Annotated in this window: 8 protein-coding genes; all 8 read right to left on the bottom strand. The window is 57.5% G+C overall.

The annotated features are described in order from the left end of the window. Positions 1-513: 513 nt before the first annotated feature. Positions 514-1809, bottom strand: a complete 1296-nt coding sequence (locus ACZLZY_RS24565) for a diguanylate cyclase (RefSeq protein WP_472936598.1) — start codon at positions 1807-1809, stop codon at positions 514-516. Continuing rightward, positions 1806-2132 carry an Hpt domain-containing protein gene (locus tag ACZLZY_RS24560; protein ID WP_472936597.1) on the bottom strand — a complete coding sequence of 109 codons (327 nt, stop codon included), beginning with the start codon at positions 2130-2132 and terminating at the stop codon, positions 1806-1808. The genes ACZLZY_RS24565 and ACZLZY_RS24560 overlap by 4 nt, the downstream gene beginning before the upstream one ends. Next, entirely contained in the window at positions 2129-3373 is a 1245-nt protein-coding gene (locus ACZLZY_RS24555) for a response regulator (RefSeq protein ID WP_472936596.1), read from the bottom strand. The genes ACZLZY_RS24560 and ACZLZY_RS24555 overlap by 4 nt, the downstream gene beginning before the upstream one ends. A 388-nt stretch (positions 3374-3761) precedes the next feature. Beyond that, a complete protein-coding gene (locus ACZLZY_RS24550; RefSeq protein ID WP_472936595.1) occupies positions 3762-5453 on the bottom strand; it encodes an ATP-binding protein in 1692 nt (563 codons plus the stop codon). 87 nt (positions 5454-5540) lie between these two features. Further along, complete coding sequence (locus tag ACZLZY_RS24545; RefSeq protein WP_472936594.1) at positions 5541-5912, bottom strand: response regulator; 372 nt, start codon at positions 5910-5912, stop codon at positions 5541-5543. A gap of 451 nt (positions 5913-6363) precedes the next feature. Beyond that, positions 6364-9834: a PAS domain S-box protein gene (locus ACZLZY_RS24540; RefSeq protein WP_472936593.1), complete on the bottom strand. Its 3471-nt coding sequence runs from the start codon at positions 9832-9834 to the stop codon at positions 6364-6366. A gap of 313 nt (positions 9835-10147) precedes the next feature. After that, positions 10148-10378: a hypothetical protein gene (locus ACZLZY_RS24535; RefSeq protein ID WP_472936600.1), complete on the bottom strand. Its 231-nt coding sequence runs from the start codon at positions 10376-10378 to the stop codon at positions 10148-10150. Between the two features lie 272 nt (positions 10379-10650). Next, on the bottom strand, positions 10651-11343 hold the full coding sequence (locus ACZLZY_RS24530; protein ID WP_472936599.1) for a recombinase family protein: 693 nt from the start codon (positions 11341-11343) through the stop codon (positions 10651-10653). Positions 11344-12144: the final 801 nt, after the last annotated feature.

Genomic DNA, 12144 nt, shown 5'->3' with positions numbered 1-12144 from the left:
AGGCCGTCGTCCCGTCCCGTGCCGTCGGGCAGGCCCGACCGACTCCCCCGACGGTCCAGCGCCACGCAGCGACTGCCGAACAGTGAACACGCCAAGCGTAAAGGAATGCATGGCATCACGGCCGCTAATTTCGAGGATGCGCCATGGCGTGCGGCCGGTGGCGTGACGTGGCGTGGCGTGGCGAGCAGAATGGCAAAGCCCACCATGAAGGCAATCAGCGCCGAAATGTCTATGTGCGCCGCCGTCGCCGGATCGCCGGGGACTGACGCCGCAGCCGTGAGGCCGGCGGCGGCGAGCGGCGCGAGGTACGACGTCGCCCGACCGGTGAGGGCGTAGAAGCAGAAGTAGCGCCTGCCTCCTCCGCCGTTACAACATTGCCGGTAAAATTATAATTATTATCGAAGTGCTTTGGGAGGGGTTGCATTTGTATTGTTGAAAAAATTATTATTAGCGATACTATTTAGCTGTCCTGCCGGGCTTCTAAATGAATAAGCAGCGTTTTACAGCTGTTATTCAATATTCCGGGTCGGAGGCGGCGAGGACAACGTTATTTCGACCAGCATGTTTCGCAGTGTACATGGCAGCGTCCGCTGCCCCCAGCAGCGACTCGACGTCCGCAGCCCCGCGGCTGGCGGCGATGCCGGCGCTGAAAGTCAGCGGATAGGCGGTATTACCGACCATCAATGGCGTGTCGGCGAAACTTCGTCTGATGCGCTCAATCACCGATCTTCCGGCCTCTGCCGGCGTGTCGACCAGAAGGATGCCGAATTCCTCTCCACCGTAACGGGCCACGACATCGACCTGTCGCAGTCCGCCTACGAGGGCTTGCGACAAGGTCTGGATCACCCTGTCGCCGATCTGGTGTCCATGGGTATCGTTAATCCGTTTGAAATGATCAATGTCGATCATCGCCACGCAGAAGGAGGCGCCAGTTCGCCGCGACCGCTCGAACTCGGCAGCGACGCGCTCCTTGTAGCGCGCGTGGTTCAACAGCCCGGTCAAGCTGTCGCGTTCCATCGCCTTGCGCAGCAGGATGGCGCGCCCGGCGCGCATGCGGACGATTGCCGCCAGCCGTTGCGGATCGATCGGCTTGGTAATGAAGTCGTCGCCGCCGATACTGCGGGCCCCATGTTGGCGAGCTTCGTTCTTTTCGGCCGAAAGGAAAATCAGCGGCAACGACAGATGGCGCCGTGACTGGCGAATGATACGGGCGAGTTCCAATCCGTCGACGTCTGGCATCTGCATGTCCAGGAGCACGAGGTCCGGCGAAGTCTCGGCGATCTTGTTCAGCGCCGCGCTCGGATCGATAACGATATGGGTGGTCATGCCGTCCTGCTGCAGGGCCAGCGCGTAGAATTCCGCGGCAAGAGAGTCATCGTCGACGATGAGTATGTTGAGGACCGGCTCGGTGCTCTGGTCGAAATCCTCGAGCCAGGAACCGAGTTCAACCGGATCGACCGGGCAGCAGACGATTGCGTCGATCCCGGCACGGGCCGCAGCAAGGCGGAGCGCGAAGTCGGCTTCCGGCGCGACAAGAACGACGCGACATGTCAGCGCGACCTGTGCGGCTAAGACGAGGTCCGGGTCTGCTCGAACGTCGATAACAGCAGCAAATCCGCCTAACTCTGGCAGATAATCGGAGCCATCACGCGGCTCGTAGCCCAGTCCGAAAACGACGTTAGCGATTGCCGAACTCGATCGGCTGGCCTCCAACACAAATACATTGCGCGCGGTACCAGCTTGCTTTTCAGCATAAGCATCCGACGCTCCGGCGCGCGTTTCCGTCAGATGGGTGGCGCCGGTGATCATGGGGCGGTCATTTCGGCTCGGACGAGCTCGATCGTCGACTGCGCCAGGGCACATATCGTCGCGTCCGCCTGATGGTCAAGGATTGCGTTCTCGAGATTTGCCCCGGAGTCGGAAATGCTGCCGAAGCCGAACGTTCCTGCGACGCCCGCGAGTGAGTGGCCGAGTTGCCGGATCCTTTCGCGGCAGCCGGCTCGATTTCTCCCCCCGGAAAGGTCAACGATCAGCGCCTTAAGTTCCTCTGCATTGTCCTGCAGCCTTACGCCGAAGTGTCGCTTGAGCTCGTTAACCTTCAGCTCAAATTCCTCCGCTTTTGAGCCGTTCATATCGGCACCGCTGGTCCGACAAACTGAACGCCTAGTTCGTCGCCGATCTGCCAAGCGAGTCGCACTGGCTGGACGGTTCCCGAGCCAACGATCATCAGTTTGAAGTGATCGGGGGGCGCAAAATAGCTGTCGAGCCGCAGCCGGACCCCTTTCGACGAAATGTCGCGCACCGTGCAATCGATCGAGATATTCAGCCCCGCATCGACGATCTTTGCTCGCTTGAGAACCCGCTGCCGACGCTCGGCGCGGTTGTTCTCGCGCTCGTCGACACGCGATTGCTTCGCAGCCTCTATGTTGGGACGCAAGGAGGTCGATGTTCCCGCAGCTGCCGCGTGAGGAGAGCTGCCCGCGGTCGCAGAAGAGGTTGTGACATTCTCCGTACTGGCGAGGGGAGCTTGTAACGCGGTCAGTTCCAAAAGCTTGCAGCTCTCGTCCTCGTGGACATATTTACTGATCTGCGGTTCAAGGCGTATTGTTGTCGTCTCGAGCGCTACGGAAAAGGTAAGTGCCGCAGTCAAACTGGCGTTCAAAGCTTCGATTTGGAGATCATCCAGCTGCTTCTCGACTATGTAGACGAAGCTGTCGTCCGAGGATTTTCCGGCTAGGTCGTCATTGGCGGCCGCCTGCTTGACACGCTCAGCAAAACGCCGAACGACATTTTCGGTAGCGGCGTGTCCCACTCGGCTCGAGATATCGGATAAACCAGCAATCTCGACACGAAGAGCGACGAAGGGTCGCTGCTCCCTCGTCAACCGGTCCAGCTTCGCGGCGATCGAGCTGGCACTGAGCATTCCGGTCGCTCGATCGTGGGTCAACTGGAGCTTCAGTTGGTCGATCTCCGAGCGCTCCGAGGTCTCCGCATCCCAATGAGCCACGGCCTCGCGGATTGCGGTGACCAGTTCGCCGAGATTGAGGTTGCGCTTCGACACGTAGTCGCTGAAGCCCGAGCGAAAGGCCTTCACAGCCATCCGCTCGCTGCCCACACCGGTCAGCATGATGATGGGAGGAGGGCTGGCAAACTTTGCCTTCAGGCGCTGGGCGATGACCAAACCGTTGTCGCAGCCCAAGTCGAAGTCGAGGATTACACAATCCAGCTTCGACTGCGCAAGCGCGTCGTTCAATTCGATCTCACTTGACATTTTCAGGACGCGGATGCCGAGCTCGGAATCGAGGTTCAGACCAACATAATCTGCAAAAAGCTGATCATCATCAACAATCGCTACGGCAATGTTGCGGCGCATGTTCATTGCTAATTAACTCATCCTAATATTGCCTGTAGCTTTAATAGGCCTCATTAATATGAATAATAATCCTAAATATCTCATAAATGCGCACCTACGTGATTTTACTGTCGATGGATTAACGACCCATAAGCGCTGACATGAAGCTGCGATTGGACGAGTACAATTCCCATCACGTCAATTTAAGCGATTGAGCGCGACCGGTATGGGGGAAGACCGAGCATCAGCAAAGAGCTTTTTGAGACCCAATGCATAAGGCGGCCGCTGATCGCCTTGAGCATGCGCTGACTGCTAAGGCGGAGGAGACGCAGTGTCGGTGGGCTGGCTGATGGAGCGTGATCCAGGCCTTCTCATTGACACTAGCAGCGAGGAGAAGAAACGGAGCGGCCTAGATTTCGTAGGCTGCCTTTGCTGGCAAACCTCCGTCCACCGCTGCCTTGCCGGCGATCTCATATTCCGGCAGGTCTATAAAAACCGTCGTTCCTTCGGCAAGCTTCGAGTGAAGGTCGATCGTCCCGCCCAGTCTCTCGACGATAGCTTTTACGATGCTAAGGCCGAGACCGGTGCCGCCCTTTTCGCGAGTGCTAGATCCATCCGCCTGTTCGAATTTGCCGAAAATCCGCCCCCTGAAGTTTTCTGGAATTCCTGTCCCATGGTCGGAAACAGAGATCCGCACCGAGCTAGGTTTTGCTCGTTCGAGCTTAACTTCAACGATCCCTCCGATGTGCGAGAATTTCATCGCATTGGAGAGAAGGTTGGCCATGACCTGTTGTAGGCGGTCTGGGTCAATAAGGGCAGCAACGTCAGGTGCATCATTAATCAACGCGATCGTTACGCCGCGCTCAGGCTGAAAAGTGGCGCTGGCGGCAATGGCCTCCTCCATGCATGACGCGAGCACGGTCGCCTGCATACGTAAAGGCATTCGATCGGCCTCGATACGCTCGATGTCCAGGATGTCGTTGACGAGACGGACGAGACGTTCGCTATTTGCGTACGCAATCTTGATGAGTTTCGACGCCTTTTCCGGCAGTTGACCCGCGACGCCTCCCGCTATGAGCCCCAGAGACCCCCGGATGGAAGTTAGCGGGGTCCGAAGCTCATGGCTGACGGTGGCAATGAATTCCGATTTCGCCTCGGCAACGCGTTTGATGTCAGTGATGTCGCGATTGTATGTAATGATGCCGACAAGCCGCCCGTTCTCGTCGCGCAAGGGTGCCTTCAGGCTCGACAGCCATCCGTCACGGCCATCGGAAAAACTAGCGCGCTGGTCTATTCGATGCACAGCGCCGTCTTCGAGCATCTTTTGATCATCGGCACGGTATTGAGCCGCCATCTCTTCCGGAAAAAAGTCGAAATCGCTTTTACCGATCAAACTGGCTACAGAGCCTGCTCCCATGAAGACGGCTGTCGCCGGATTGGCCACAATAAAGCGTCCATCGAGGTCCTTCACGTTGAGGCAGTCAGGCAGTTCGCGCACCATTGCGCGTAAGACGGAGTTTTCCGCCGACAACTCGCGCCGATGCTTCTGCCAGTGGAGCACAATGGCAATGAAGAGCGAGCCTACAAATGTAACGGCGACAATGGCAGGGCCGGTATTTAGTAGTAGCGTCAATCGTAGATCGGCGGGAACTAGCATATAGCCGGGAAGCCTACCTAGCGCGACGGCAACGCCGAAAAAAACGATTACCCAGATCGCCGGTCGGCGTTCACTGGTAAGCCGATAGCTTACAACCCCGACCACACAGGTAATAGAGATGTCTAGGAGCCCCGCCATTACGCCGATGCCGCCAAGATGGAAACGGTAGGCGAGGGCGCCGATCCCAGCCACGATGGCACCTGGAACTCCTCCGAACAAAGCTGCCGCACCGATCAATGGCGCGCGGAGATCGAAAACAAAACCGAAAACGACATCTGCCGTTGCCATCGATACGATGGCTCCACCACCGAAAATGACGCCCATTACTACCGCTTGAAGCGTTTTCGAGAGGGGAGCCGTCCATTGACCGACGATGTCGCATGTGACAACGAGGAGCGAAATGAGCGCTAGATTTGCAAGCAGCGTCTGCCACAGGGTGTTCATTGAATGGTTCCGGTCGTCACTGCATACGTCATTGATTTCACGCAGTTTGCGCCGCGAAATTTAAGAAACCTTCGTCGTTAATCGTTTTCAGTCGAGAAATAGTCGGACTTCGCCCGCGAGCCTTATCGGATCGAACGGTTTGCGTATCACACCCACAGCGCCGAGAGCCTTGAAGTCATCCTGGTCAGAAGCCGTCGTTCGCGCCGTCATAAAAGCCACTGGAACTGCCGAGGTGGCATCGTTGGCTCGAAGGGCGCGGAAGGTCTCAAGTCCGTCCATAATGGGCATCATCATGTCCAGAATTACAAGGTGAGGTTTCCAAGCGGCAGCTGTCGTCACCCCATCTGCGCCGGAGCCAACGCTTCTAACTTCGAAATCGGGGTCGAGCTCCAGCGACATCACCGCGATCTCACGAATATCGGGGTCATCATCTACATGCAGAATCCGATATTTTACCATTTCTTGACACCCGTTTGTGAGCCCACGATTCAAGCAGACACATGCAGCGACGGTAATAAATACAATTCCTTGCATATGTCTATTTTCCAAAAAATATTAAAACTGTAAGTTAAGTTATGATTTAAGTCCCCCGCAGATTTTCTGTCTCGCAGCCTTGACTAGCAGCGCCTCGTGCATTGTTGTCGCTGCGAGGGCTTCTTGTGTAAAGCCCCTCTGAAGCGAGGCCAGCAGATCATACAACATCATGCACACGTCCAGGGCCTTGCTCGCCAGTGCACCGCATGTTGGGCCGAGCAGCCGGGTATTGCATGTCAGTGACGCACATTGGGCATCGACAGAAAGATCAGCGCGTCGCGGGCGATTTCGCCGGCGATCGGATCGTTATCTTCAATGACTATGCGCACCACATCGTCGTCTGGATGCCGCGAAACTCATTGATTTGCCGCAATGGTCAACGCCCTGCCGCGAACGCTGCGATGAGCTTGTCGAACTCAGCGATGGCAGCGCGTAGCGCGCCGACGTCGCCGGGTGCCATCCTTGCGATATCGATCTGGGTTTCTGTTTTGGAAGCTATTTCGCCTAGGTCGCCTTCTCCAAACATTCCGGCGATCCCAGCAATCTTGTGCGCGATACCACTGATTTCGCGCAGCGTTTCTTCAACGGGGTCCTCGTCGAGGGCGGCGCGTAGTGTGACGAGCATTTCCTCCGAGGCGTCCCGTCGCATGCGATATTTCTGCGCTAGCGTCGATCCGGGGGATATGGGCGACGGCTGCGCAGGCGGTGCGTCGTCGGAGGCATCGGGATCGACCCCGGATCGGGCGGCCGCGGGTCGCTGGCGCTCGATTGCAGAACGCAGCTGCTGCGGATCGAATGGCTTGCCAACATGATCATTCATGCCGACCGTCCTGAACCGTAACAAATCGTCGTCCATAACATTGGCGGTCATCGCGATAATCGGGATACGAGCATAATGACCCGAAGAAGCGCGGATCCGCTTCGTCGCCTCCACACCGTCCATGACAGGCATCTGGACATCCATCAGCACTAAGTCGTAATCGCCGTGTTGAACGGCGTCGATTGCCGCGGCGCCGTCCGAGACGACATCGACGCGGTGACCCCACCGGCCGATGAAAGCGATTGCCACCTCCTGGTTGATCTCGTTATCCTCCGCCAGAAGGATCTTTAGTGGCCTTCCATCGCTGCATAGTGCGTCTGCGGCAGACGGCGATGGAAGACTTTCACTGTCAGAGATGGGTAGCGAGAGGGTGACCCAGAAGGTCGATCCCTTACCGTCTTCACTTTCGAAACCGATCGTGCCGCCCATGATTTCGATCAGGCTTTTGCTGATCGATAGTCCCAATCCGGTGCCGCCATAATTGCGCGAGGTCGATCCGTCGGCTTGGCTGAACCGCTTGAACATCCGGTGGTGCTTGACCTGCGGAATGCCAATGCCCGTATCAATGACGTTGATCCGCAGTGGGGCCTTGCCATCTGCTGTCGCGCCCGTCTCGACGCTTACGCGCACATTGCCCTGCGCGGTAAATTTCACCGCATTTGCGAGCAGATTTACCAGGACCTGTCTTAGGCGCCCGTCGTCGCCAATTAGCATCGTCGGTAGTGACTCCGGAATTTCGACGTCGATGCGCAGGCCTTTAGCCATCGCCTGTTCGCGGAGCATCTCGACGGCGCTCTCGACCATGTGCCTCGGTGAGAAAGGGCGCGGATCGAGGTCGAACTGCCCCGAATCAAACTTTGATACGTCGAGGATGTCGTTGACAACCGCGAGCAGTGTTCGGCTCGAGTCGTGGATCAGCCGGGCTTGGCGTTCGAGTCCCGGCGTGCTGAGTTCCTTGCTTTCAATCATCAACCGGGAAAAGCCGATGACACTGTTCAGAGGTGTCCGCAGTTCGTGGCTCATCGTCGCAAGGAATTCGGACTTAGCAGCGTCTGCACGCTCGGCGGCAGCCCTGGCGGCCTTGATCGCCGACTCGCGCTTCAGTTGCTCGGTCATGTCGTTTGCTATGCCGAGGAAACCGAGATCCTCTCCTTCTTCGCTCCGCAACAAACTGATATTGAGCTGTACTGGTAACCGGTGACCCGCCTTGGTCACGTAAGTCCAGGTCTCCATGTTCGGCCGGCCGCGCTTGGTGCGGTGGATGAAGACGTCGAAGCTTGGCTCGATCGTCTCGCCGAACTCCTCCGACAGCGCCGCCGCGCGGGCCCCGATCTCGTCCAAATCGTGGAAGATCGCGGGCGACGCCTTGCCGCACACCTCTTCAGAGGCATAGCCGAGCATCTCTTCGGCGGCGGGGTTGAACAACGTGATCGTTCCTTCGGAATCGGTGGCAATCACGGCATAGCCGGCATAGTTCAGGATGGCAGTCTGCAACACCGTCGATTTCTGAAGCTGCGCCGTCCGGTCGATGACCTGCTGCTCGAGCGTGGCGTTGAGCAAGCGGATATTCTCTTCGGCCGCAAGTCGGTCGCTGACATCGCGAACCGTAGTCGCGGCACCGACGACGGTGCCGTGGAGATCGTAAATCGGGGACGCGCTGACCTGGACCGAGACAACTGTGCCGTCGCGCCGCAACCGCTGTGTCATCAGATTGGGGGTTGGCACGCCGTTGCGAAGACGCGCCAGCATTTCGGCATCCTCCGTCTGGAGATGAAGCGGTACGATCAACGCGGCGATCTTGCGCCCGATCGCTTCCTCGGCCGAGAGCCCGAACAAGAGCACGGCCGCCGGATTCCAATCGGTTACTGTCCCGTCCAATGTCTTGCCGATGATGACGTCATTGGAACCGGCGACGATTGCGGCCAGGCGCGCCTTAACGACGCCGCTTAAGAATTCGCGTCGACTGCTTGCTAGCCTCACATAGATGATGCCGGCCGGTATCAACGACAGTACGAATGCGATGATTGCTACGAGGATTGGCGAAGAAAGGTGGAGGTTCGGGACAAAGATCGGTCTCGCAATCACGTTGACCAACCAGGTGCGGCCGAAGAGAGCGATGGCTACGGATCGGTTCAGGTCGCCGCCGTTTGTGAGCCGACCAGTTGAAAAAAATGGTCCGGCCCCATCGAAGCCAGTATCAGTAATGGCCACGTCATACTCAGCGCCCTCCGGATCAATATCCGCCAGCACTCCAGCAATTCCGAGCGGCGAGTACGTCCACCCGATGATCGCGCGCTCACGCTCGACAGGGGTCGCAATCGGAGCTTCGGGCCGGTAGACCGGGAGAAACAACAGGAACCCGACGCCGCCGACCTGCATCAGCGTTATCGGCGCGCTAAGCGTCGCGTGGCCGCTCAGCATCGCCGCACGCGCAGCATCGCGGCGGTTGGCCTCCGACGCGACATCAAGACCGATCGCCTCGCTGTTATCAGCCATCGGCTCGATATACTGTATCACCCATTTTTCGCCCGCGTGGGGCGCGATCTGCTTGATAGCGAAGGCCGGATAATCGTCGCGACGCGCACGCTCGATGAACGCAGTCTCCTGATCGGGCAGTACCCGGCGGATAAACCCGAAGCCCCGTGTGCCGGGAAACTCAAGCGCGATGTCGCGGGACAAACCATAGTTGCGGAACGCGCGGCGAGTAATGCCGGTCTCGTTGGTCGCGATCACCGCGCCGCGGGCGCCGCGGAGTGCATATTCATACTTGGCCATCCGGTCCGCGACCTGCTTCGCGACCTGTGTCGCAACGGCATCGAAACGGGCGGCTGTTAGCGTCCTATTTCCATGCAGCACCCAGAATCCGATACAGCTCGCGAGCGCCAACCCGAGCACGGCGATGGCCAACGCTACCAATATCGGCAGTCGACGACTGACCGCACCGCTCCCCGGCCACCTTCTTCGACCGGTCACGATCTTTTCCCGATCGCCGGGGCGGTGATTGCCGAGCAGCGGTTGATAATACATGGGCGGGGCCGCTTCGGCTGCTGGCTCTGCGGTTCCACGTTATTCGCGGCAGAATGAATCCTTTGGGGCAAGTCGCGGAGCCACTCATCCAGAAAAGTATTAAACCAAGATATGTATCTGATAATAATAATTGCAGCGTCCGATATCCAAATGTCAGCGCGCGCCGTTCTCACTCATCACTTCAGAGAGTGGCTGAAGTGATGAGGATCACCTTAATTTTCGCGTCACCCAGCGTCTCACGGCTAATTGTCCAGCGCAATGGTCAATTAGGATCATGGTCGTCCTGCATATTAATGATCTCTGAAATTTAAGCTCAGAAGACTTTCTTGGGACCGGGGCGCATGCAGCTTTCGAAAAAGCTTATCGCTGAACGCCCGTTCTGTTCGACCTCGCACATAGGTGCATCTCCGGAGGCCGATAATGCCGTCTTCGCCTTGCCACGTGCCAATAGCTTGCCGCGAACGACGATGCGGCCCTTCGTGAAAACCACCTTTTCCCGAACCTGCACCATCTCGTTCCAGCCGGCTCGCTTGATGGCCCACATGATCAACCTCGTGCCGATATCGCGATAGGTCGGGCTTCTTTTATCCATACTGCTGAGCCGTCAAGCTCATTCATGGTTGGCCGGTAGAATGGCATTGCCTGCTGGTTGTAAGTCGAAGTTGGGACTTTGGACTTTGCCGCAGATCGAGTGTCGAGGATGGGATCGTATTGCAGCGGGCCCGATCGAGGAGCCGTCAGAATGCGGGACAAGGGCGTTGGACCAGAACGTCAGATAACATGCAATTTGTTAGGTTTCTGTTCCGTCTCTCCCTTTCACGCATCGCTCAGGTTATCGGATGCAGCCATCACGCGGTCGACTTGGATGGCGTGCCAATGTCCACCACGCGCTGTTTGAATGCCGCTGGCGTTTAAGCCAGCTGCGATTTGCCGAGATGTGCACGCGCCCTCAGCTCTGAGTTTCCTAATTATCGGCGACAGGTCGGCCGCGCGCCTTCTGCTAATTTGCTGTCGCTTTGTGAGGCTGATAGCGCGGCCTCTGTCGGCAACGGCCGCAAGGTTTCCGCGGTCGCCCCCAAGTTTGACGCCTCGGGCTTTGGCGGCGGCAAGAGCCTCTTTTGTGCGCTTGGAGATCATTCTCCGCTCTTCGTCAGCCACCACTGCCATAATGCCCACAGTGAGACGGTTGGCGTAGGGCATGTCGGCTGCCAGAAAATCTACCCCTGCCTTTTCAAGGCCCAATAGGAAGTGAGCGTCGCGGCTTAGCCGATCGAGTTTGGCTATGATCAGGACGGCTTCGTGGAGCCGACACAGGCGCATCGCTTCTTCAAGCCTGGGCCGATCGGAGCGCTTCCCGCTTTCTATCTCGACGACTTCTGCAGTGAGGGCATAGCTGCCGCCGCTAAGATAATCCGCGACCGCCTTCCTCTGAGCCTCAAGTCCGAGGCCACTCTGTCCCTGTTTGGCGGTGCTCACCCGTAGATACGAGACGAAGCGGGTCCGAGCGATTTTAGGCCTCCTGAAGCTTGTACATTTGTAGCAATGGTCGTTGCTACAAATGTAGCCGCTTTAGAAGAAGAGCAAGCCTCCTTTGCAGGTCAGTCCTCTGGCCGGCTCGCTGTCGCGCATACGCTAGACTAGAGCACCGGCTACATGAGGAACATGCGGATCTCCGCCGCAGACATGAAACCAAAGGCCAACGGGGTGCTGCCGAAGTGGATGGCCCGTACAGAAACGCCGACGGCGGTGAGGTGCAGCGCTATGTTGGATTCCTTGGCCTGTCGAATGATAGGATCTGAACCGGAATATCGTATGGAATTAAGGTCGATAATGGCGCCAGGGTGTGGAAATCTTAAAATTCTGCGATGAGAGCCGCCGTAGACCTGCTTTAACTGTCGAGACGTTGCAAAATGCAACGTCTCGCTCTTGCGCCTTTAATCTGGCGGCGTGAAAGTAACCTTCACCTACCTCGTTGCCTAGCACATGCAAGAGCATCTCTTTGCTTCGCCCCTCGGATCGCATCGTCGAGGCAGCTGCTACAATTTAGGTGCCGAGATGAGCGCACTCTTCACTTATGCTCTGCCTCAATTTCGTGAATTTCATTGCGAGATAATCTATTTGCGCTAATTAAGATCTATAAATGTTTCTTTTCTGTAAGCTAGGACAGCAGATGATGGCTAATGCCTCCCCTCTTTCTCGCAACCGCAACGTCGCGGTGGCAAAACTCCGGTCTCGCCGAAATCGTTTCATCAGGGAGAATAGCTGGCAGCGCGACAGCGCGATGCGGGAGATCATCGACCGGGCTTGGCC

Source organism: Mesocryomonas lacus, from assembly GCF_055730135.2.
Note: the sequence above shows the minus strand (reverse complement) of the source record. Positions and strands in the feature narration are given on the sequence as shown.